The 21,217-nt window shown below is 72.0% G+C and carries 21 protein-coding genes; 12 read left to right on the forward strand and 9 right to left on the reverse strand.

Features of this window, described 5'->3' with window-relative positions; genetic code table 11:
* Nucleotides 1-64 precede the first annotated feature (64 nt).
* The 3 genes from AC3DE3_RS05560 to AC3DE3_RS05570 all read left to right on the forward strand — a co-directional run bounded on the left by AC3DE3_RS05560 (nt 65) and on the right by AC3DE3_RS05570 (nt 3,147).
* Nucleotides 65-559, forward strand: a complete 495-nt coding sequence (locus AC3DE3_RS05560) for a glutathione peroxidase (protein ID WP_488369276.1) — start codon at nt 65-67, stop codon at nt 557-559.
* A gap of 81 nt (nt 560-640) precedes the next feature.
* Entirely contained in the window at nt 641-1,882 is a 1,242-nt protein-coding gene (locus tag AC3DE3_RS05565; protein WP_488369277.1) for an alpha/beta hydrolase, read from the forward strand.
* Between the two features lie 86 nt (nt 1,883-1,968).
* Nucleotides 1,969-3,147: an alpha/beta hydrolase gene (locus AC3DE3_RS05570; RefSeq protein ID WP_260485988.1), complete on the forward strand. Its 1,179-nt coding sequence runs from the start codon at nt 1,969-1,971 to the stop codon at nt 3,145-3,147.
* Between the two features lie 128 nt (nt 3,148-3,275).
* On the opposite strand, the gene AC3DE3_RS05575 is transcribed toward AC3DE3_RS05570, so the two are convergent.
* From AC3DE3_RS05575 to AC3DE3_RS05585, 3 genes are all read right to left on the reverse strand, one after another.
* The gene (locus AC3DE3_RS05575; RefSeq protein WP_488369278.1) at nt 3,276-3,650 is read right to left on the reverse strand and encodes a type II toxin-antitoxin system death-on-curing family toxin; all 375 of its coding nucleotides are present in this window, start codon (nt 3,648-3,650) and stop codon (nt 3,276-3,278) included.
* Nucleotides 3,647-3,850 (reverse strand): CopG family transcriptional regulator, encoded by a 204-nt coding sequence (locus AC3DE3_RS05580; protein WP_488369279.1) that lies wholly within the window; start codon nt 3,848-3,850, stop codon nt 3,647-3,649. Before AC3DE3_RS05580 ends, AC3DE3_RS05575 begins: the two co-directional genes overlap by 4 nt.
* A gap of 195 nt (nt 3,851-4,045) precedes the next feature.
* Complete coding sequence (locus AC3DE3_RS05585) at nt 4,046-5,275, reverse strand: pyridoxal phosphate-dependent aminotransferase (RefSeq protein ID WP_488369280.1); 1,230 nt, start codon at nt 5,273-5,275, stop codon at nt 4,046-4,048.
* Between the two features lie 95 nt (nt 5,276-5,370).
* On the opposite strand from AC3DE3_RS05585, the gene AC3DE3_RS05590 reads away from it, so the two are divergent.
* From AC3DE3_RS05590 to AC3DE3_RS05610, 5 genes are all read left to right on the forward strand, one after another.
* Nucleotides 5,371-6,912 (forward strand): aminotransferase-like domain-containing protein, encoded by a 1,542-nt coding sequence (locus tag AC3DE3_RS05590; RefSeq protein ID WP_488369281.1) that lies wholly within the window; start codon nt 5,371-5,373, stop codon nt 6,910-6,912.
* A 46-nt stretch (nt 6,913-6,958) separates the two neighbouring features.
* Nucleotides 6,959-7,786, forward strand: coding sequence for a mycofactocin-coupled SDR family oxidoreductase (locus AC3DE3_RS05595; protein ID WP_488369282.1), 828 nt, complete (start codon nt 6,959-6,961; stop codon nt 7,784-7,786).
* Between the two features lie 108 nt (nt 7,787-7,894).
* On the forward strand, nt 7,895-9,355 hold the full coding sequence (locus AC3DE3_RS05600; RefSeq protein ID WP_488369283.1) for an FAD-dependent oxidoreductase: 1,461 nt from the start codon (nt 7,895-7,897) through the stop codon (nt 9,353-9,355).
* A 129-nt stretch (nt 9,356-9,484) separates the two neighbouring features.
* Entirely contained in the window at nt 9,485-9,892 is a 408-nt protein-coding gene (locus AC3DE3_RS05605) for a cupin domain-containing protein (RefSeq protein ID WP_488369284.1), read from the forward strand.
* 25 nt (nt 9,893-9,917) lie between these two features.
* Nucleotides 9,918-11,174 carry a glutaminase gene (locus AC3DE3_RS05610; protein WP_488369285.1) on the forward strand — a complete coding sequence of 419 codons (1,257 nt, stop codon included), beginning with the start codon at nt 9,918-9,920 and terminating at the stop codon, nt 11,172-11,174.
* On the opposite strand, the gene AC3DE3_RS05615 is transcribed toward AC3DE3_RS05610, so the two are convergent.
* From AC3DE3_RS05615 to AC3DE3_RS05635, 5 genes are all read right to left on the reverse strand, one after another.
* On the reverse strand, nt 11,171-12,613 hold the full coding sequence (locus tag AC3DE3_RS05615) for a flavin-containing monooxygenase (RefSeq protein WP_488369286.1): 1,443 nt from the start codon (nt 12,611-12,613) through the stop codon (nt 11,171-11,173). The two genes, AC3DE3_RS05610 and AC3DE3_RS05615, sit on opposite strands and share 4 nt — an antisense overlap.
* A gap of 50 nt (nt 12,614-12,663) precedes the next feature.
* Complete coding sequence (locus tag AC3DE3_RS05620; RefSeq protein WP_488369287.1) at nt 12,664-13,593, reverse strand: patatin-like phospholipase family protein; 930 nt, start codon at nt 13,591-13,593, stop codon at nt 12,664-12,666.
* Nucleotides 13,594-13,665: 72 nt separating this feature from the next.
* Nucleotides 13,666-14,103 carry a nitroreductase family deazaflavin-dependent oxidoreductase gene (locus AC3DE3_RS05625; protein WP_260485977.1) on the reverse strand — a complete coding sequence of 146 codons (438 nt, stop codon included), beginning with the start codon at nt 14,101-14,103 and terminating at the stop codon, nt 13,666-13,668.
* 75 nt (nt 14,104-14,178) lie between these two features.
* Nucleotides 14,179-15,384, reverse strand: coding sequence for an alpha/beta hydrolase (locus tag AC3DE3_RS05630; protein WP_488369288.1), 1,206 nt, complete (start codon nt 15,382-15,384; stop codon nt 14,179-14,181).
* Nucleotide 15,385: 1 nt separating this feature from the next.
* On the reverse strand, nt 15,386-15,835 hold the full coding sequence (locus tag AC3DE3_RS05635; RefSeq protein ID WP_260485975.1) for a pyrimidine dimer DNA glycosylase/endonuclease V: 450 nt from the start codon (nt 15,833-15,835) through the stop codon (nt 15,386-15,388).
* Nucleotides 15,836-15,891: 56 nt separating this feature from the next.
* Here AC3DE3_RS05635 and AC3DE3_RS05640 point away from each other — a divergent pair, with 56 nt between their 5' ends.
* Entirely contained in the window at nt 15,892-16,569 is a 678-nt protein-coding gene (locus tag AC3DE3_RS05640; RefSeq protein WP_488369289.1) for a DNA alkylation repair protein, read from the forward strand.
* Nucleotides 16,570-16,638: 69 nt separating this feature from the next.
* On the opposite strand, the gene AC3DE3_RS05645 is transcribed toward AC3DE3_RS05640, so the two are convergent.
* A complete protein-coding gene (locus tag AC3DE3_RS05645; RefSeq protein ID WP_488369290.1) occupies nt 16,639-17,829 on the reverse strand; it encodes a glycosyltransferase in 1,191 nt (396 codons plus the stop codon).
* A gap of 61 nt (nt 17,830-17,890) precedes the next feature.
* Between AC3DE3_RS05645 and AC3DE3_RS05650 the strand changes: the two genes are divergently transcribed.
* From AC3DE3_RS05650 to AC3DE3_RS05660, 3 genes are read left to right on the forward strand one after another with little or no spacing between them, the layout of a single operon-like run.
* Entirely contained in the window at nt 17,891-18,808 is a 918-nt protein-coding gene (locus tag AC3DE3_RS05650) for a WcbI family polysaccharide biosynthesis putative acetyltransferase (protein WP_488369291.1), read from the forward strand.
* Entirely contained in the window at nt 18,805-19,827 is a 1,023-nt protein-coding gene (locus AC3DE3_RS05655) for a glycosyltransferase family protein (RefSeq protein WP_488369292.1), read from the forward strand. Before AC3DE3_RS05650 ends, AC3DE3_RS05655 begins: the two co-directional genes overlap by 4 nt.
* The gene (locus AC3DE3_RS05660) at nt 19,824-21,164 is read left to right on the forward strand and encodes a glycosyltransferase family 2 protein (RefSeq protein ID WP_488369293.1); all 1,341 of its coding nucleotides are present in this window, start codon (nt 19,824-19,826) and stop codon (nt 21,162-21,164) included. The genes AC3DE3_RS05655 and AC3DE3_RS05660 overlap by 4 nt, the downstream gene beginning before the upstream one ends.
* Nucleotides 21,165-21,217 lie beyond the last annotated feature (53 nt).

Raw genomic sequence — 21,217 nt, forward strand, 5'->3', positions numbered from 1 at the left:
GAGAACGGTGACAATGGCGGGGTGAGCCGGCCGACCGGGGTCGGTACGACGACGAGGAGTTCCCATGCCCGACGCCCAGACCACCCTCGCGGATTTCCGGGCGAGCCTGCTCGACGGGAGCGGCAAGGAGTTGTCCGACTACGCCGGGCAGGTCGTCCTGGTGGTCAACACCGCGAGCAAGTGTGGATTCACGCCGCAGTACAAGGGGCTGCAGGAGCTGTACGACGAGTTCCGCGACCGGGGGTTCGTGGTGCTGGGTTTCCCGTGCGACCAGTTCGCGCACCAGGAACCGGGCACCGACGAGGAGATCGGCGCGTTCTGCGAGCGCAACTTCGGTGTGGAATTCCCCCTGTTCTCGAAGATCGAGGTCAACGGATCGGGCGCCCACCCGCTCTACGACTGGCTCAAGTCTGAGAAGTCCGGGGTGCTCGGAGGTCGGATCAAGTGGAACTTCACCAAGTTCCTCGTGGGCCGCGACGGCCATGTGATCGAGAGGTTCGGGCCCAACCGCAAGCCCGAGGACCTGCGTGGGGCGGTCGAGGCGGCACTGCGGGGGTAGTGACCGACGCCGCGCGAGTAACGATTTCAGCTGAGAGGCGATTAAGCTCAATAAGTCACTACTTACAACATTTGGAGCTTCATGTCCTTCGGACTCCGCCGCGCCGCGGCTGCGACCGCCGGCGCCCTCGCCGTTGCCCTGACCCTCGGGACCACCGCCCCCGCCTACGCCCAGTTGGATGCTCTGGACCCCGCCTCGCTGAGCCCGTCGGAATTCGACGCCCTGCTCAGCGTCAGCGGTTCGCTGCCCCTCGGCTCCACGCTCGGTTCGGTCGGGTCGCTCGGCTCGTCCGACTTCCCGCTCACCGGCTCCGCGAGCCCGATCGGCACGCCTCGCCCGGTCGACGAGAACATCGAGACCTCCGAGTTCATCGAGGTCGAGTCCACCGATGGGGACTACGAGTACTGGCGGGTGACCTCGGCGGCCATGAAGCGCGAGGTGATCCTCGAGGTCAAGAAGTCCAAGGTCGCCGGTGAGGGCTCCGCGCCGGTCCTGTACATGCTCGACGGCGTCGACGCCCCGGAGTACAACTCCGGCTGGCACCATCAGGCGAAGATCCACGAGCGTCTCGCCACCGAGAACGTCCACGTCGTCGTCCCGACCGGCGCCTTCGCCGCGTACTACGCCGACTGGAACGAGGCGGACCCGCGGCTCGGCTACAACAAGTGGGAGACGTTCCTGACCCAAGAGCTGCCCGCCATCGTCGACGAGCAGCTCAACACCAACGGCAGGAACGCCATCGGCGGCATCTCGATGGGCGGCCAGGCGGCCATGCACCTCGCGGCCACCTACCCGGAGCTCTACCAGGGCGTCATGTCCTTCAGTGGCTACTACTCCACCATGGACGAGCTGGGCTACCAGACCATCCGCGGCACGATCGAGACGCGCGGCGGCGACGTGAGCAACCTGTGGGGCCCGCGCGGTAGCGAGCAGTGGAAGCGTCACGACACCATCTCGCACCCGGAGGGCCTGGAGAATACCGCGGTGTACATGTCCTCGGGCGCGCCCGTGGTCGATGACAACGACCGTGCCAACTACGGCACGCAGCCGGGTTGGGAGCTCAACATGCTCCTCGGTCTCCTGCTGGAGAGCGGCGTCCTCGAGGGCACCAAGGCGTTCGAGCGGTCGCTCGACCGCGCCGGGATCGACAATGTGAAGATCGACTACGCCCCCAGCGGCCTGCACAACTGGCCGAACTTCCTCAAGAACTTCGAGTCCGGCTGGGACTACATCGAGCCGGCCCTGTACGGCGACGACGTCGATCCGGGGACGGGATCCCCGGGCTCCGGCTCCGCGGGCTCGTCCGGGTCACTCGGTTCCTGAGCACCTTCCAGACAGGCGGTCCTGCGTCCCCACTCCGGGGCGCAGGGCCGCTCCTGCATCACCACTACTCACAGCTGGGAAGCCTGATGAACACCCGTCTCCGTCGCCGCGCCACCGCCAGCGCCCTCGCGGCCGCCATCGCCCTCGGGTTCGCCGCCCCAGCCTCCGCCCAGATCGGCGGCGGCATCGACACCTCGTCCCTGGGGTTCGAGGACGTGGAGCTGATCGGGTCGGCGACCGGGTCGCTTCCGTTGGGCTCGACACTCGGGTCCCTCGGGTCGGCCGGCTCCACCAACATCCCGCTCGGTGGCACCGGGTCATACGTGGAGCTCCCCAACCCGCCGCGAGAGCGCGACGAGTCGATCGACTCAGTCGAACTCCGCGGCATCACCCGGCACGGAGAGTACGAGCACTGGCTCGTCACGTCCGCAGCCATGCAACGCGAGATCGTTCTCGAGGTGCTCCCGTCCCGCGTCAGGGACGAGGGGCCGGCACCCGTGTTGTATCTCCTCGACGGGGTCGACTCGGTCGAAGGCAACTCGGGCTGGAAGCGGGCCGGGAGCCTCCCCGCGCGCATGGCCGGGGAGAACGTCCACCTGGTGACACCCACGGGAGGGCCCTCCACGTACTGGTCCGACTGGCAGCGCGAGGACGAGATCTTCGGCTACAACAAGTGGGAGACGTTCCTGACCGAGGAGCTGCCCGGTCTGGTCGAGGCGGAGCTGGCAACCCGGGAAACGAAGCACAACGGCAAGAACGGCATCGCCGGCGCGTCGATGGGTGCGCAGGCCGCAATGCATCTGGCGGCCACGTATCCGGAACGGTATGCCGGGGTCATGGGTCTCTCCGGTTACTACTCCACCACCGACGAACTGGGCTACCAGTCGATCCGCGGTGCGGTGGACGGCCGCGGCGGCGATTCCACCAACATGTGGGGCGCGCGCGGGAGTGAACTGTGGAAGTACCACGACACGATCTCCCACGTGGAGGGTCTGGAGGGCACCGCGGTGTACTTCGCGACCGGGGGCACCGCGGTGTCCGACGGGGATCGCGCCAACTACGGCGATGACTACTTCGCGATGCTGCAGGGGCTGGTCCTGGAGAAGGGGGTCATCGAGGGGGCCAAGAGCCTGTCCCGCGAGCTCGACCGCCACGGCATCGCGCATCGCGTGGATTACGGCGACGAAGGCCTCCACGGGTGGCAGACGTTCGTCGACTACATCACGCCCGGCTGGAACCACATCAAGCCGGCTCTCCAGAACTGATCCGCGGCGGGCCGCGTTCATCGCGGCGGGCCTCGTTCGTCTCGGCGCGGCCCGCCCATCGAGAAGACAGTTCCGCACACCCGCCTCTCGCGCGATGTGTGCGGAACCGTCTTCTCGTCGAGACGGGGTCAGCGAGCCGGGCGCGTCCATTCGGCCAGGCTCGTCGCGACACTCGACGGGTCGCCGGACCCGTCGGCCACCGAGATGACGAGGTCGTAGGCGGGATCGTCCGGAGCGTCGAGGATGACACCGTTGATCTGGTAGAACACGGCGACCGCGAGCCACCCCAGTCGCCTGTTCCCGTCCACGAGCGGATGATTCGAGACGATGGCATGCAGCAGTACTGCGGCCTTGAGGTCGAGTCCTTCGTAGGACTCCTGTCCGAGGATCCACGACGAGGGGCGATGGGCGGCAGAGTCGAGGAGGCCGACGTCGCGTACGGGCCCCACGCCGAGATCGTCGACCAGGGCCATGAGGTCCTCGACGTCGAGGTAGTGGGTCATCGACCGAGGCGGTCCAGCAGATCCGCGTAGCGCTGACGGTTGTCCGCGGAGGCCCGCCGAACCTGCTCGCGATGCGCGGTGCGCTCGGCTGCGAATCGGATCGCTCGGAGCGTGGCCTCGTGTTTGCTGACGCCTTCGGCCTCGGCGAGTGCGGCGAGGAGGCGCTCGTCGTCGTCGCTGAGCCGAAGTGTCATAGCCATGCCGCGATGATACCAACGTGATACCGCTCCTGGCGGTCCCCGACGCGGTTCAGGCTGACCCTGGCGGAGCCCCCCGCCCACGCCCGTCGAGAAGACAGTTCCGCACACCCGCCTCTCGCGCGATGTGTGCGGAACTGTCTTTTCGACGGGGTCGAGGGAGTCGAGGGAGTCGACGGAGTCGAGGGGGAGAGCAGGTCAGGCGGCAGCCAGGCGTCGACGGTCCAGGTGTCGGGCGATCGCGTCGAGCGCCCGGTCGAGCACCGGCGCCTCCGGTAGGCACACGATGCGGAAGTGGTCGGGTTCGGGCCAGTTGAAGCCCGTGCCGTGGGTGACCAGGACGTGCTCGGAGCGCAGGAGGTCCAGGACGAACTCCTCGTCGCTCGAGATGCCGAACATCTCACGGTCCAGGCGCGGGAAGCAGTACAGCGCGCCCCGCGGTGCCACGCAGCTCACGCCGGGGATCGCGTTGAGGCGCTCGGTGGTCATGGCCAGCTGCCGTTCGAGTCGGCCGTCTGGGTCCACCACGTCGTGGCCCCACGCTGAGTCCTCGGCCAGGGCGACGGGGATCGCGTGCTGTGCGGGGACGCCGGGGCAGACCCGCATGTTGGACAGCAGGGTGAGTCCCTCGAGCAGGTCCGCGGCGTCGGCGACCGGCCCGGTCGCGACCACCCAACCGGCCCGGTATCCGCACACCCGGTACGCCTTGGACAATCCTCCGAAGGTCAGGCACAACACGTCGTCGCCGGCGGCCCGCGCGGCGTGGTGGTGGCGGGCGTCGCCGAAGAGGACCTTCTCGTAGATCTCGTCGGACAGCAGGATGAGCCCGTGGCGACGCGCGATGTCGGCCATTCCCCGGACGGTGTCTTCGCTGTACACCGCGCCCGTGGGGTTGTTGGGGTTGATCATCACCAGGGCGGTGGTGCGTGGGGTGACCTTCGATTCGACGTCCTCGAGCGACGGGTTCCAGCCGTCGGACTCGTCGGCGAGGTAGTGCACGGGCACGCCTCCGGTGAGGTTCACGGCCCCGGTCCAGGTGGGGTAGTCCGGGGCGGGGACCAGGATCTCGTCGCCGGGGTCGACCATGGCCTGCAGGACCAGCGTGATGAGCTCGCTCACGCCGTTGCCGAGGAAGACGTTCTCGGGCGAGACGCCGCCGATCCCGTGCCGGCGGTAGTAGTCCGACACGGCCTCGCGGGCGGCGGGGATGCCGCGGGAGTCGGAGTAGGCCTGACCGGCGGCGAGTCCCGCCGCCACCGCGTCGACGAGCTCCGGTCGGGCGGTCAACCCGAAGGGCTGCATGTTGCCCAGGTTGAGGCGCAGGATCTCGTGGCCCTCGGCCTCGAGGCGCATCGCCTCGGTGAGGATCGGGCCTCGCACGTCGTAGCGTACGTCGCGCAGGCGTCGGGATTGGCGGTAGGTCGTCATGGGGACCATCCCACCCCGGAAGTGGAGCACCCGGAAGGTCCATTTCGCGCAATTTCGAGAGACCACTTTCCGGCGGCGTGGACTACCCTCGGCCCATGGCCCGTACCGCTCGTCCCGGATCACTGGTGGTGGGCGAGGTGTCGGGGGCTGCGGAACTGGCGGACGCGATCATCGACCTGGTCGCCGACGGGTCCGTGGCCGACGGCGACAGGCTGCCCTCCACGCGCGCGCTCGCCGAGCAGACCGGACTCTCCCGCGGGACCGTGGTTCGTGCCTTCGACGAATTGTCCGCGGCCGGCTTCGTCGACTCCACCCAGGGATCGGGCACCCGGGTCGCTGCCGGAGCCGGTCAGGCGGCACGGGCCGGGGCGCGGACGCGCGGAGGGGGCCGCACCTCGTCGTCGTCGTCGTCGTCACGGTCGTCCCCGCGGTCGTCACCGCGGGCGTCCGCGCGGGCGTCCTCACCCTCGACACCGGTCCCCGAACCCCGTCACGGCCGGTCACCGCGCGATCTCCGTCCCGGGATCCCCGACGTCTCCCTCGTCGACGATCGTGCCTGGCGGTCGGCGGTGCGCGTCGCCGCGGCGCAGGGCCTGGCGGGTCTGAACCCGTGGGAGGAGCCGAGTCCGTCGCTGCGCACCGCGTTGGCGCGACATCTGCGCCGACACCGGGGCATCGCCGCGGGCGACCCGGTGCTGTTCGACAGTTCGCGGTCGGCGATCGCGGCCCTGTGTGCGGCGTTCGTCGCCGGGCAGCACGGGCGGGCCGGGGGCGGGACCGTGCGGTTCCACACCGAGGACCCCGGCTACCGCGGTGCGGTGCTCATGGCCCGTGAGCAGGGCCTGGAGGTGCGGTTCCATCCCGCGCGGCCCGGCGGTCTCGACGCGGCGCTGCTGGGGTCGGAGCCGGCGATCGTGTTCACCACCCCCGCGCACCACTTCCCGCTCGGCCACCGCATGAGCGTGGACCGCCGGGTCGCGCTGGTGGAATGGGCACGGCGGACCGGGTCGCTGGTGATCGAGGACGACTACGACGGCGAGTTCCGCTACGGCGTCGCCCCCCTGCCCGCGCTGGTCAGCCTCCCCGCCGCCACCGATCACGTCGCCTACGTGGGCACCTCCTCCAAATCCGTGGCCCCGGACCTGCGCGTGGCGTGGTGCCTGCCGCCGGCGGCGATGCGACGTGAGGTCGAACGCTGGCTCGCGGTCCACCGGCGGGGCCCGTCGACACTGCCCGCCGAGGCGTTGGGCGCGTTCATCGCCTCCGGCGCGATGGACCGGCACCTGGCGCGGGCGGCGCGCGTGTACAGCGATCGCCGCTGGCGGCTCGTGGCGGCGCTGCGCCGGGAACTCCCGGACCTCGAGGTCACGGGCGTGGAGGCGGGCCTGCACCTGTGCGTGGTGCTGCCGGGGTATGACGACGACGAGGTGGTGCGTGAGCTCGAGCGGGCCGGGTGGCGCACTCGGTCTCTCAGCGGGCAGTCCGCGCAGCATGCCCTGTCCGGGCTGGTGCTGAGCTACTCGCGGCTCTCGTCCCGCGACGCGGCCGCGTTCGCGGTGGAGCTCCGACAAGTGCTGGAGCGGCTCGGATCCGGAGGAACGCCGACCACTCGGGCCCCGGCGGTGCTTGAATCCTGACGGTAGTCAACTCACACGACACGTCGGACCGGGGAGCGGGACACACATGGGGCACGAGCAGTCACTGGCGGGCAAGGTCGCCTTCATCACCGGCGCGGCGCGGGGTCAGGGCCGCAGTCACGCGGTGGAGCTCGCCCGGCGGGGCGCGCGCATCCTCGCTCTCGACATCTGCGAGGACATCGAGACCGTGCCGTACGGGCTGGCCACCGCCGACGACCTGCAGCAGACGGTCGCCGAGGTCGAGGCGGTCGGCGGCGAGATCGTCGCGGTGACGGGCGACGTGCGTGAACCGGCGGACGTCGCGGCGGCGGTCGACGCCTGCCGGGAGCGCTTCGGCGTGCCGGACATCGTGGTGGCCAACGCGGGGATCAACTCGCAGCGCGGCGAGGAGCCGGACCCCCACCGGGCGTTCGTGGACACCATCATGGTGAACCTCGTGGGGGTGTGGAACACGGTCCACGCGATCGCGCCGCTGATGATCGAGCGCGGGGAGGGCGGGTCGATCGTCCTCATCTCGTCGACCAACGGCTTGTCCGGGCGGGGAGGCGACGGGTCCGGCGCGGCCACGGGGTACACCGCCAGCAAGCACGGGGTGGTGGGGCTCATGCGCAGCTTCATGATCTGGCTCGCGCCGCACAACATCCGGATCAACACGATCCACCCGGCCGGAATCCTGACGGCGATGGTGGCGCACGACGAGATGGCCAGGTGGTTCGCGAACAACCCCGAGGGCCACACGATGGGCAACGCCCTGCCCGTCCCGATGCTCGAGCCCATCGACATCTCGCGGGCCGTGCTCTACCTGGTGGAGGAGTCGGGTCGCCACATCACGGGAGTCACCCTGCCGGTCGACGCGGGGTTCACCGCGAAGTAGCCCGGCCGGCCGCGTCGAGCCGCCTCCACGAGCGGGTGCGGACACCGCCGTGCGGTCCTACAGTGAGCGCCAGCGACATCCGCGGCGAGCACGCATAGGAGACGCACGATGGGCACATCTTTCTGGCGACGCACGACGATCGATCCCCCGGCGCACGAGTTCCCGGACGGCGAGCACGTCGACCTGGTGATCGCGGGCGCCGGGTTCACCGGCCTGATCACGGCGCTGATGGCCGCCGCGCGCGGTAAGTCGGTGGTGGTTCTGGAGGCGCACACGGTGGGCGCGGGCGCGAGCGGCGCGACCACGGCCAAGGTCTCGGTCCTCCAGGGCACGCGGTTGTCGAGCATCCGCTCCAAGCACGGACTGGAGACGGCGCGCGCGTACGCCGACGCCAACCGCTACGGACTCGACTGGTGGGCCGACTTCTGCGAGACCCACGGCGTCGACTCGCAGCGCCGCCGCGCGGTGACGTTCTCCAAGGGACGCAGGGGCACCTCCACCCTGCGCAAGGAGATGAAGACCCTCGTCGACCTGGGCCTGCCCGCGCGCTGGTACGACCACGTGGACGTCCCGTTCCCGGCCCGGTCGGCCGTGGAACTGCCGGATCAGCTGCAGATCGACCCAATGGAGGCGCTCGCGGCGTTGGTCCGGGCGGCCACGGCTCTGGGGGTGCGGATCGTCGAGCACGCCCGCGTCACCGGACTGAAGGCGCAGGGGACCGGCGAGGACGCGTTCGTCGAGGTCACCGCCCATCCGGGCACGATGACCACCCGCGACGTCGTGTTGGCGACCGCCTCGCCGGCCCTGGACCGCGGCCCGACCGTGGCGACGATGGAACCCGAGCGGTCCTACCTCTGCGCGTTCGAGTACTCCGGCGGACTGCCGGAGGGGATGTACGGCTCGGTCGAGAGCCCGGTCCGCTCGCTGCGGACGGTACCCACGCCCGGTGGGGAGGTGCTGTTCGTGGGCGGCAACGGCCACCGCACCGGCACGGCCACGGGGACCGCGTCCAAGATCGACTCGCTACGGGAGTACGCGGAGAAGTACTTCCCCGGCGCGACGATGACCCACGGCTGGTCGGCGCAGGACTTCCACCCCGTGACGATGCTGCCCAAGTCCGGGCCCCTGCCGTGGGGCAGGGGGCGCGTGCACTTCGCCGGCGGGTACAGCAAGTGGGGCCTCACGGGCGCGCCGGCGGCGGCCGGGATCATGGTCGACCGACTCGAGGGCGTGGACCCGCGGGTGTCGTTCGGCAAGCCGACCATCATGGGCATCGCGAAGAACGCCGTCCCGTTGTTCGCGGACGTACCGGTGCAGTTGGCGGCCACCGCGGCGCAGGCGGCGGTGCGCAGGCCACGGCCGACCCTCCGACCGATCGGGGAGGCGACGGGCGACGACGGCGAGACCTGCCGTGTCGGCCTGCTGTGCCCGCACATGGGAGCCGCACTGACGTGGAACGACGTGGAGCGGTCGTGGGACTGTCCGTGGCACGGGTCCCGCTTCTCTGCGTGCGGTGAGCTCATCGAGGGCCCGGCGACCAGCGACCTCAAGCGGTACGACACGACGTGACCGGTCGCCGATGAGCCGGCCCGGGCGCGGCGCCCGTGGTTGCACGCATTCGGGGAGTCGTCGAAACTCGGAGGGGAACATCGGCCACCGGCCACCTTCTACACCCGTCTACGGAAAGCAGGAGCATCGATGAGCCCCACCGACCAGGGTCCGAACCCGTTCGTCGTCGACATCGAGGACGCCACCCTCGACAACGACACCTACCGGACCACGTTGTGGACGGGATCTCACATGCAGCTCACCGTCATGAGCATCAAGCCCGGGGACGACATCGGTCTCGAGGTGCACGACGACCACGACCAGTTCCTGCGCGTCGAGGCGGGCAGGGGCCGGGTCGAGATGGGCCCGGCGAAGGACCAGCTCGACTTCGTCCGCGAGGTCTCCGACGACTGGGCCATCCTCGTACCCGCCGGGAGCTGGCACAACGTCACCAACATCGGTGAGGACGACCTCAAGGTGTACTCGCTGTACGGCCCGCCGGAGCACGAGCACGGCACCGTCCACCCGACCAAGGCGGACGACCATCACGACCACTGACCGTCCGGCATGACACGCTGGTGACGTGAAGACGCCGGTACCTGACTATCTGCTCGAGATCCGTGACGCCTGCTCGAACGGCGACGACGGCCGGCTCGCCGACTACATCCCCGAACTCGCGGCCGTGGACCCGAACCGGTTCGCGGTCGCGGCCTGCACGATGGACGGCATCGTCTACACCGCCGGGGACGCGGACGCCGAGTTCACGATCCAGTCGATGAGCAAGCCGTTCGTGTACGCACTGGCGTTGCGCGATCGGGGTATCGAGGCCGTGCTGGAGAAGGTCGAGGTCGAGCCGTCCGGCGACGCGTTCAACCAGATCTCCCTGGACAGGGAGACCGGTCGACCGCGCAACCCGATGATCAACATCGGGGCCATCACCACGCACACCCTCGTGGGGCCGGAGGGCGCGACCGAGGCCGAGCGGGACCGGGCGTTGTTCGAGGGGCTCTCGTCGTTCGCGGGCCGGCCCCTCGAGGTCGACAGCGCGGTGTTGGACTCCGAACTGCGCACCGCGTTCCGTAACCGGGCCATGGCCAACCTGGTGCGGGCCGGCGGCATCATCGAGGAGGACCCCGACTCGGCGGTGCGGGGGTACACCCGGCAGTGCGCCTACCGGGTGACTGTGCGGGACCTGGCGGTGATGGCGGTGACGCTGGCGACCGGGGGCATCAACCCGGTGACCAAGGAACGGGTGGTCTCGGCCCCGGTCGCGCGGCAGGTGCTCGCCGTGATGGCCACGTGCGGGATGTACGACGCCGCCGGGGACTGGATGTCCACCGTGGGGATCCCCGCCAAGAGCGGGGTGTCCGGCGGGATCTTCGGTGCGCTCCCGGGGCAGGTCGGGCTCGGGGTCTTCTCCCCACGGCTCGACGAGCACGGCCACAGCGTGGAGGGGGTGCGGACCTTCGAGCGGCTGTCCCACGATCTCGAGTTGCACCTGATGAACACCACGGTCACGGAGGTCGAGGCCGTCCGATCGGTGCGGTTCGACGAGGTCACCGGACGACGCACCTTCCGGCTCCAGGGGCCCATGACGTTCGCGAGTGCGGAGCAGGTCCTGCGGCGGCTCGCCGAGATCCCGGAGGGGCCGGGCGAGGTGACCCTCGACCTCAGTCGGGTGTCGTCGGTCAACTCCAGCGCTCGGCGGATGCTGCTCGAGGCGATGCGCCGGCTGTCGGCCGACGGTCACGTCGTGGGGCTCGCGGATCCGGGTCGTCGGCTGCCCCGGCCGGATCTGGGCGACGGGACCCGGCCGGAGACCAGGCGCGCTGCACGCTAACCGGTCACCCGGAAGTGCGAGTGGTCCGGCGTCCGGAGCAGCTCCGCGAGCCGCGCCCGGTCGAAGGGGAACAGGTCGATCGTGCCGCCGTCGTGGAAGTACCAGGAGCGACAACCGGTGTTCCAGACCGTCGGCCCCATCGCCCCCGCGACGTCGACGGTGAACTCCGCGGTCGCCTCGTCGGTCACCTCGACCGTCCGGATCGAGCCGTCGCGGAGGAGGTCGAGCCAGTGGGCGATGTACCGGGCGGTGAGCTCGGCGGTGTGCTGCAGTGAGATCGAGCCCGTGGGGGAGTTGGGCCCCAGCACGGTGAACGCGTTGGGGAAGCCCGGGACGGCGGTCATCCGGTAGGCACGCGGCCCGTCGGCCCACTCGCGCTCCAGGGTGCGGCCGTCGCGCCCGACGACCTCCATGGGGCGCATGTAGTCGTGGGCGCGGAAGCCGGTGGCCAGCACGATCACGTCGGCGGGCCGCTCGACGCCGTCGGCGGTGCGGATCCCGTCCGGGGTGACCTCGGCGATCGCGTCCGTGACGAGCGCGGCGTTGGCCCGCTGGATGGCGCGGTAGTAGGTCCCCGAGACCACCTGCCGCTTGCACAGTGGTTCGTCGTCGGGAGTGAGTCGGGCGCGCAGGTCGGGATCGCCCACCTGCAGACGGAGAGACAACCGGGCGAGAGCCTGCACGGTGCGGCGCCGCCACGATTGTCTGATCGTCACGTCGGCGACGATGCCGGATCCCCACTGCAGCGCGGCGTACAGCGCGCGGTGGGCGGTGGGGAACCGTCGCAGTACCGAGCCGACGACGGCGAGTTGACGCATCCCCATCGGGGCCCACAGGACCCACTGGGGCGTGCGGGCGTAGTGCGTGACCGATCCCGCTTCACCGATGAGCGCGGAGACCACCTGGACGCCGGTGGAGCCGGTACCGATCACCGCGATGCGGCGGCCGGCGGTGTCGAGCCCGTCCGGCCAGCGTGCGGTGTGGACGACCTCGCCCCGGAAGTCCTCCAGGCCCGGGATCTCGGGGACGGACGGGTTGTGCAGGACCCCGGTTGCGAACACGACGACGTCCGCGGTGATGATCTCGCCGTCCGGCCCGGCGGTCGTCAGCTCCCAGGTCGCCTCGTCGTCGTCCCAGTGGGCGGTGACGACCTCGGTGTCGGTCCGGATGTGCCCGGCCAGGCCCAGGTCCTCGACGACCCGGCGGTGGTAGCGCTGGATCTGGCGGCCGTCGGCCCACACGTGCGTCCAGTCGGGCTTCGGTGCGAACCGGAACTGGTAGAGCTGGGAGGGCACGTCGCACGTCAGGCCCGGGTAGCGGTTCCAGTACCAGACCCCACCGACGTCGGACCCCTTCTCGAGCACGGTGACGTCGGTGAAGCCCCGCTCGCGGAAGACGTGCAGGGCCGTGATGCCGGCGACCCCGGCCCCCACGATCACCAGCCGAGGCTCCCGCGGCGCGGACGAGGGCGGGTGAGTGCCGGACGGGGTCACACGTCGGCCCCGTTCGCCTCCAGCGCGGCGCGGACCGTGTGCGGGGCGGTCCTCATGGAAGACTCGAACGCCGCCACCCGTCGGGACCCGTTCATGAAGTTCGGGGTCAGGCCCGCGAGGTCGGCGGGGGTGGGCAGGATCGGCACGACGGTGGTGCCGCGCGCGCGGGCGGTGGCGATCTCCGCGTGCAGGACGGTCGACATCGGGCGGCGGATCATCCGGTACTCGACGCCGCCTCCGGGCCCGGGGATGCGGACACCGGGCGCGGACGCCATCGGGGCCAGGACATAGACGAGGTCGGCGTCGCCGGGGGAGATGAGGTCGACCGAGGCGGTGGAGCCCATGCCGCCGTCGACGAAGATCCGGTCGCCGATGGGGACGGGCGGCATCCACCCCGGGGTCGCCCAGGAGGCGCGTAGTGCCTCGCCGACGGTCGCCATCGGCGAGTCGGGGGCGCCGAACAGGACGCGCTCACCGGCCCGGACGTCGTAGGCGACGATCCGGGCGCCGGGGTGGGGTAGCCAGGAGCCCACCTCGAACCCCTCGGCGAGCCGCTGCAGCCACGAGGCGTCGCCGCGGCCGGTGGGTGCGATGCCGGTGAGGGCGGCCAGCCCGGAGTGCGTGCGGAGCAGGCCGGGGTTGAGCAGCGGGAGCCGCGGACGTGGCGGGCGGCTCGGCGGGGTGGACGCGATGTGTTCCCGGAGCCGGGGATCGCAGGCTCGTCCGCGCTGCATGTCCACGAGTTCGTCGACGCCGATGCCGCCGGCCAGCATCGTCATCAGCTCGGCGCCCGCGGAGGTGCCGAGGAGGACGTCCGCCTCCCGGGGATCGAATCCGGTCTGCTCCGTCAGGGCGTGCAGAGCGGCGATCATCCACGCCCCGCCGATCGTGCCGCCACACCCGAGGACGAGGGCGATCCGGCTCATCCGGTGGCCTTCCCGGATCTCGCGCAGTACTCCGTGAGGACTCCAGCCGCCGCGCGCAGATCCGCCCCGGGGTTAATCGCGGGGCTCCAGTACGAACACGGGGATCGTCCGGTCGGTCTTCTCCTGGTAGTCACGGTAATCGGGGTACACCGCCACCGCCCGCTCCCACCACTCGTCGCGCTCGGCGCCACTGAGCTCGCGCGCGGTGTAGTCGCCGACGCGGTCCCTGTCGCGGACCTCGACGTGCGGGTGGGCCGTGATGTTCCAGTACCAGACCGGGTGCGTGGGAGCGCCGCCCTGGGACGCGACCGCCGCGTAGGACCCCTCGTGCTCGACACGCATCAGCGGGGTCTTGCGCAGCTTCCCGGACTTGCGGCCGACGCTGGTCACGATGATCACGGGGATGCCGACCAGGTCGCCGCCCTCGGCCCCGTCGGTCTTCTCGTATGTCTCGACCTGCATCCGCACCCATTCGCTCGGGCTCGGCTCGTACTCGCCGGTCAGCGGCATCGGGTCTCCTCGGCTACGGGGATTACATCGGTTGATGGCGACACTACGCCTGGGATGGCCCGTCTGCGGGGCCCATCAGGCCAGACCGTCGGTGAACCGCGCGACCGCCTCGACCACCGCGAGGTAACGCGGCGAGCGCACCGCGTCGAACCCGTGTTGGGCTCCGTGGAGCTCCGCGTAGATCACCGGGTTGGTCGACCCGGCGCGCAAGTGCCGGACGAGCCGCCGGGAACCCTTCACCGGGGTGTAGGTGTCATGGGTGCCGTGGATGATCGCGACCGGTGGGGCGCCGGTGGCCGGGTGACGTACCGGGTCGGAGACGTCCCTGGTCTCCGCGCCCAGACGGCCGTAGTAGCCGTACAGGCCGATCGCGCCGTTGACCGCGGTGTCGCCGGCCTCGAACCCGGGCTGGAACCGCGGGTCGTTGGCGGTCAGGGCGGTCATCATCGCGAGGTGCGCCCCGGCAGAGCTGCCGGCCACCACGATCGGCGCATCGGGCCCGATGCCGTGCGACGGGCCCTCGGTGCGTACCCAGTGGAGGAGTCGTTTGATGTCCACGAGGTGCTGCGGGAACCCCGACTCCGGCGTGGGCGACAGGTGGTAGGTGGTGCTGATGGCCGCCCACCCCCGCGCTGCGTGGTCGAAGAGCATCGCCCGCGACTCCCGGCTCGGGCCGCCCGCCCGGAAGTGTCCCCCGTGGATGTGGATCAGGACTCCCCGGGCGGCACCCTCGCCGAGGTCGTCCGCACGGGTGTAGAGGTCGAACCGGTTCGCCACCGCGTCCGGACCGTAGACCATGCCCCGGCGGGCCCGCACCCCCCGCGGCCGCAGCGGCACCGGGCGGGTCAGCACCGTCGGCCACGGCGTGCGGGGCAGGGGAGCGGAGCTCGTCGTCGTCGTGGATCCTCCGGCGCCGCACCCGCCGACGTCCGCACCGTCCGCGCGCGCGGCACCGGGACACTCCCGCAGCGCGCCGTCCAGGGCGTCCCGCGCGGCGACGTGCCGCGCGACCACCACGCCCAGCCCCGCCCAGGTCAGCGCGGCCATACCCACCCCGAGGCGGTCCGAGGCACTCGCGGCCCGGCGGGCGAGCACGGGCGCGGCCACCGCCCCGACCAGTGCGCCGACGTGCAGCGGGAGCTCCTGTGCGGCCAGGCTCGTCACCCATCCCGCGGTCGCGGCGACGAACGGCCGGCGGATCGGCCACAACGCCAGCGCCGTGGACGCCGCGGCGGGCGCGACGAGCACGGGCAGGGGCACGCGGGCGGGCGGTCTCGGCACGTCAGGCCTCCGGGAGGGGTGCGCGTTCCCAGGCGGCCACCGGCCCCGGGACCAGGTCGAACATCGGGTGCGGGCGGGGCCCTGTCGCCTCGTACCGATCGAGCCGCTCGAGCCACGGCGGATCGCGCTCGATCACCTTCGCCCGCAGGTGCGCCCACTCCAGCGCGAGCTGACCGTCGGTGAGCGGGAGTCGCTCCGGCCCGGCGGGGAGGACGACGCGGGTGCGGTCGAAGCGGTACCCGCGCACGTCGGCGGCGTCGGCGAGCCCGTGCAGCCACGTGGCGATCCCCGCGACGGGGTCGACGAGGGTGCGGAAGCGTTCCAGCTGCGGATGACTGCGATAGCCCTTGGTCAGTCCGCGGAGTACCTTCTGGGCCAGGAGCCCCTCACGCCACCCCGCGACCAGCGCCGCGCGGTCGAGCAGGACGGGATCGATGCTCCACAGGCGCACCCCGGCGAGTATAGGTGCGTACGGCGCCGACGCTGGGCGCGGAGGAGGAGACGGATATGACGACGACGACACCACCCACCCTCGATGACGTGATGGCCGAGCTCGCGGACCTCGCGGACGCGCGGATCCGGGAGGTCAACGAACGTCACGGGGACGATCACGCGGTCAACCTCACCAGGCTCCGCGCGGTGGCCAAGCGGGTGAAGAAGAACCATCCCCTGGCACTGGACCTGTGGGCCACCGGCGATTCGGCCGCGCGGTTGCTGGCGCTGCTCGTCTGCCGGCCCAGGGAGTTCTCCGCCGGTGAGCTCGACACGATGCTGCGTGAGGCCCGCACCAGGAAGGTCCACGACTGGCTGGTGGGTTATGTGGTGATGAAGGGGCCGCACGCCGAGGAGCTGCGCGTGGCGTGGCTGGACGATGCCGACCCGGTGGTCGCCTCCGCCGGCTGGGCCCTCACCGCCGACCGGGTGGTCAAGAAGCCCGAGGGGCTGGACCTGTCCGCGCTGCTCGACGTGATCGAGGCCGAGATGGCGGGTGCGCACGCGAGGCTGCAGTGGGAGATGAACACCTGCCTGGCGCACATCGGGATCGAACACCCGGAGCATCGCGATCGCGCGCTGGCGATCGGAGAGCGCCTGGGCGTGCTGCGCGACTACCCGACTCCCCCGAACTGCACCTCGCCGTATGCGCCGGAGTGGATCGGCGAGATGGTCCGTCGCCAGGAGGCCTGACACGGCCCCGGGCTCGCTCCGCGGTCGCGGCGACGCCCTCGCGGCGGCCCGGCCGATCTCGCCGAGTGGTCAGAAGCGAGCCCGGGCGGCGCGGTAGACGAGGGCGTGCGCGGCGGCGACCGCGGCGTCCTCGGACTCGGGCGAACGCGGGGGGACCGCAGGGCCGTCGAGGGCGGCGGCCAGGGCGTGGCGCAGGTCCTCGGCGGTGACGTGGGCAGGGTCGTAGACAGCGGAGCCGGGTGCGTGGGGGTCGGAGCCGGCTGGGTGGGGATCGGCTGGGTCGGGATCGGGGGCGCCGGGGTTCCACTGCTCGGCCAGGTACCCGATCCGCGGGATGACCGGCGGTAGACCCAGGTCGCGGCACAGCTCCAGCCAGCCCGAATGGGTGCCGTGGCGGTGCGGCAGGACGAGCGCGTCGAACTCGGCCAGTGCCGCGCAGAGGTCGGCGTCGGACAGGAGCCCGTGCGCCCGGACCTCGACGTCCGGGTGGAGTGCCAGCCGGTCGAGCTCGAGCGCGGCTGTGTGCCGGGGATGCCCGGGATCGCGCGCGGCGGTCAGGGCATCCGAGCGGACCATCACCGTCAGTCGTGCGCCGTCCGGCAGGGCGGCGGTCAGCGGCGGCAGGAGCTCCTCCGCAGCCACCCCCGCGCGCAGCGAACCCAGCACCACGCCCACGGTTCGTCGACCCCGGGCGGTGCCCGCGCCGACCCGGCCGGTGCGGTCGGTCCGGTCAGTGCCGCCGAGACGCGTGACCCGGTGCGGCTCGGTGACCTCGGCGGCCATGAGACGGGGATGCGGGATGACCTGCGCGTCGACGCCCCACCGGTCCCGGATCTCCGCCGCGGCGCCGGTGGTCAGCGTGATCACGGCGTCGGCGCCGCGCACGAGGTGGCCGGTGCGCTCGAGATGGCGGGCGGGATCGGGCTCGTGCGGATTGGTGAGGTCGTGGACAGTGACCACCAGCGGCAGGCCCCGTGCCCGGAGTGTCGCGACGAAGTCGGCGATCTGCCCGGGTGTGCGGTGTTCGTAGCCGAAGTGCACGTGCACGAGATCGGCATCGTCGAGGACCTCCGGGCGGTCGGCGGCCTCGAGCGCCGGGTGCGGCCACCACCGGGCGGGCTCGGCCGAATCCAGCACGGGGTCGGCGAGCACCGTGACGCCGGCCGCGGGGGAGATCGCGTGGCGGACGTAGTCGTGGCCGGCCGGCACGGAGCGGACGCGGATCGACGGCGACGGGGCCGGGCAGGAGCCAGAGTTCACCCCGCCACCGTGCCACGCCCGCCGGTTGCCGCCACCTGAGCCCCTGCATACCCTCGGCCCGGTGAGCACCTCCGACCTGCCGACCGTCATGGTGATCGGCAACTGCCAGGCGGACGTCTACCGCGACCTGCTGCGCTCGTCGGGCGAAGTCGGGGTGGTCGACCTCCGGCCGGTGTACGAGATGACGGCCGCCGACATCCCGTCCCTGCACGCCGACCTCGCCCGCACGGATGTGCTGATCGTCCAACCCGTCCGCGACGACTACCGCGACCTGCCGCTCGGGCACAGCCAGCTGGCCGCGCAGCTGCCGCCCTCGGCCACGATCGTGCTGGTCCCGGTGCTGCGATATGCCGGGCTGCACCCGTACCAGGTGTTGATCCGCCCGCCCCGTGACCGGTCGCTGGTCCCGCCGATCGCGCCGTACCACGACCTGCGGGCGATCGTCGCCGCCGCGACCGGTGACCGGGCCGTGCTCGAGGCGTCGCCGAACGCCGAGCAGGCGACGGCCGCGGCCCGCGAGTCGGTGGAGGCGCTGCGCGTGCGCGAGCAGGCACACGGGACGCTGGTCGCCTCGGATCTGCTCGACGGCGTCCCGCGCTGGCACACCATCAACCACCCCGACCGGCACACCCTGGCGACCGTGTTCGACCGGATCCTCGACCGACTGCCCGCCGGCCTGCTCACCGACCCGCCCCGCATCGGCGACCGCGAGCCCCTCGGCGCCACCCGCGCCCCGGTGGAGCCCGCCGTCGAGCGCGCGCTCGGCCTGCCGGCCGGCGAGCCCGCCCCGAGCCGTGCCGTCCCGAGCCGTGCCGCCGCGACGGGAGCCCGCTCGGGCGAGTGGCTGGTCGACGGCTCGCCCGTGCCCAGCAGCGCGATCATCGACGCCCACCTCGACTGGTACTCGGCCACTCCCGGCGTGGTGGACGAGGGGATGCGCCGACACGCCGCCCGCATCGAGATGCTGGGGCTGAGGTGAGCGGCCCGCGCGTGGGTGAGGCGGGCGCGCCGCTGACGATCGCCCCGCTCACACTCGCCCTGGGGCCGCCCGACCACGGCGTGACACGGTTCGCCCTGGACTGTGCCCGCGCGGCCGGGACGGAGGTGCTCGAGGTCGCCGACGTGACCGGGCTCGCGGGCGCGCTCGCGGCACACCGGGGATCGCCGCTGTACCTGCACGTCACCGACTCGCTGTTCGGCGCCGACCCCGACGACGCTGCATCAACCGTCGAGCGTCTGGCACGGGACCACCCCGTGGGCATCACCCTGCACGACGTTCCCCAACCCGCCGAGGGAGCCGAACGGTGCCGTCGGCGGACGCGCGCCTACCAGCGCATGGCGGCCGTCGCCGGGCTGGTCGTGGTGAGCTCCGAGCACGAGCGCCACCTCTGTGCGGACGCGGACATCGCCGTCGACGCGGTCATCCCGCTGCCCGTCCCCGACCTCGCGCCGCCCGCCGATCTGGCCCCCGACGAGCGTTCGGTGGGTGTGTTCGGTTTCCTGCACCCCGGGAAGGCCGTCGATGTGGTCGCCGAGGCCGTCGCCGCGCTCGCCACCGCGGGAGACCGACACGTCTCTCTACGTCTGTTGGGGCAGGCCGCCGAGGGGCACGACGACTACGTCCGGGCCGCCCTGGAGACCGCCCGCGCGGCCGGCGCCCGGGCCGAGGTGACGGGACGGATCGACGACGACGACCTCGCCCGCGTCCTCGGCGAGGTCACCGTGCCCGTCGCCCTGTTCCGGAACGTGTCGGCGTCGGGATCCCTCAACACGTGGGCCGCGTCCGGGCGTCGGCCCCTGGTCTACGACTCGGACTACACGCGCGAGATGGAGCGCAGACATCCCGGCTCCCTGCTGATGACCGACGGAGCCGATCTCGCGGAGGACCTGCGACGGCTCCTCGACGACCCGTCCCCCACACGGCGCGAGGCGGCACCGTCGGGGACGGCCGAGCTCGGGCGGGCGTACCGCCGGGCGTGGGAGGGGTGGCTCGCGTGACGGACACCGCGATGAGTGTGGACGTGGTGATCCCGTACTACCGGGACCAGGCGATGCTCGACCGGATTCTCGCGGCGCTGCGCCACCAGACCGGCCTCGACGGGCGGGCGTCCGGCGGCGCGGCGCACACCGCGCCGGGTGCTGCATGCGCCGTGAGGGTCATCGTCGCCGACGACGGCTCACCCACCCCGCCGGTGGTCCCGCCCGAGGTCACGGTGGTGACCCAGGACGACCGCGGGTTCCGCGCCTCGGCCGCACGCCACCTCGGTGCCTGTGCCGGCGACGGCGACCTCCTGCTCTTCCTCGACGGCGACACCGTCCCCGGGCCCGGCTACGTGGCCGCGATCTGCGCGGCGCTCGAGGGCGACCCGGACCTGCTGGTGGTGGGGCGCCGGCGGTACGGCCGATTCGCGCCCACCACGCCCGGGGCCGAGCCCGGGATCGAACCGGTCGAGATCCTCCCCGACCCCGCCTGGCCTGCGAGCTTCTACGACGAGACGGCGGATCTCACCCGCGGTGACGATCTGTGGCGGGGGGTCCTGTCGGCGGCGTGCGGTCTGCACCGCCGCCTGTACGAGCTGGCCGGCGGGTTCGACCCGGACATCGTCGGCTACGGCGGCGAGGACTGGGACCTGGCCTGGCGCTGCGAGCAGGCCGGCGGCCGACTGCGGCACCTGCCCGACGCCGTGGCCTGGCACGACGGTCCCGACTGGGCCGGACGCGCCGACGCCCGGCAGCTCGCGCAGAAGAACGCCGAGTCCGCCCTCCTGGCAGGGCTCATCGCCTCCCCGCTCACCCGGCCGGCCGGCGGGATCTTCGGGCTGCCGTCGATCGCGGTCCACATCCATGCCGGTAGCCCCGAATTCGCCGGGACCGGCTCCGCGGCCGCGACCTGCATCTCCCTGCTGTCCTGGGCGGACGTGGCGGTGACCGTCGACCCCGCCACATCCGACGCCGCGGTGATCGCCGAGCTCTTCGCCGCCGACCCCCGGGTGACCCTCGGGCCGCGTGGCCCGTGGTGGCGGCCCGGGACATCGGGGCAGGGCCCTCGTCGTCGTCCGCCCGTCCTCGTCGACATCCTCCGTCCCTGCGCGCTCGGGGAGCTCGACGCGCGGCGCCTGCGCGCGTTGTGCCCACCCATGGGGAGCGTGGGTCTGGACGACGACGAGGGTTACCGTCTGGCAGAAATTCGCAGTTCGCGGGCGTTGGCACGCGAGCAGGAGTGGGGAGACCACCCGCCGGAGACGACCGCGATCGCGGCGTCGCACGGCGGGGTCCGGGTCGTGGACGAGGACGGCACGGGGGTGCGGCTCGAGCGGGTACTCGGCGGCTGGTGAGGCCCGGGGGTGGCCAGCGGTGGCGGAGGGCCCCCCGGGGGGCCACTATCTAC

This window comes from Dietzia sp. IBK-p2-16D, from assembly GCF_057773085.1.

Coding starts and splice junctions, on each gene's coding strand:
- AC3DE3_RS05595 (WP_488369282.1), top strand. CDS start 6,959: ATGGGGCACGAGCAGTCACTGGCGGGCAAGGTCGCCTTCATCACCGGC.
- AC3DE3_RS05600 (WP_488369283.1), top strand. CDS start 7,895: ATGGGCACATCTTTCTGGCGACGCACGACGATCGATCCCCCGGCGCAC.
- AC3DE3_RS05620 (WP_488369287.1), bottom strand. CDS start 13,593: ATGAGCCGGATCGCCCTCGTCCTCGGGTGTGGCGGCACGATCGGCGGG.
- AC3DE3_RS05575 (WP_488369278.1), bottom strand. CDS start 3,650: ATGACCCACTACCTCGACGTCGAGGACCTCATGGCCCTGGTCGACGAT.
- AC3DE3_RS05580 (WP_488369279.1), bottom strand. CDS start 3,850: ATGGCTATGACACTTCGGCTCAGCGACGACGACGAGCGCCTCCTCGCC.
- AC3DE3_RS05640 (WP_488369289.1), top strand. CDS start 15,892: ATGACGACGACGACACCACCCACCCTCGATGACGTGATGGCCGAGCTC.
- AC3DE3_RS05605 (WP_488369284.1), top strand. CDS start 9,485: ATGAGCCCCACCGACCAGGGTCCGAACCCGTTCGTCGTCGACATCGAG.
- AC3DE3_RS05560 (WP_488369276.1), top strand. CDS start 65: ATGCCCGACGCCCAGACCACCCTCGCGGATTTCCGGGCGAGCCTGCTC.
- AC3DE3_RS05570 (WP_260485988.1), top strand. CDS start 1,969: ATGAACACCCGTCTCCGTCGCCGCGCCACCGCCAGCGCCCTCGCGGCC.
- AC3DE3_RS05585 (WP_488369280.1), bottom strand. CDS start 5,275: ATGACGACCTACCGCCAATCCCGACGCCTGCGCGACGTACGCTACGAC.
- AC3DE3_RS05590 (WP_488369281.1), top strand. CDS start 5,371: ATGGCCCGTACCGCTCGTCCCGGATCACTGGTGGTGGGCGAGGTGTCG.
- AC3DE3_RS05625 (WP_260485977.1), bottom strand. CDS start 14,103: ATGCCGCTGACCGGCGAGTACGAGCCGAGCCCGAGCGAATGGGTGCGG.
- AC3DE3_RS05565 (WP_488369277.1), top strand. CDS start 641: ATGTCCTTCGGACTCCGCCGCGCCGCGGCTGCGACCGCCGGCGCCCTC.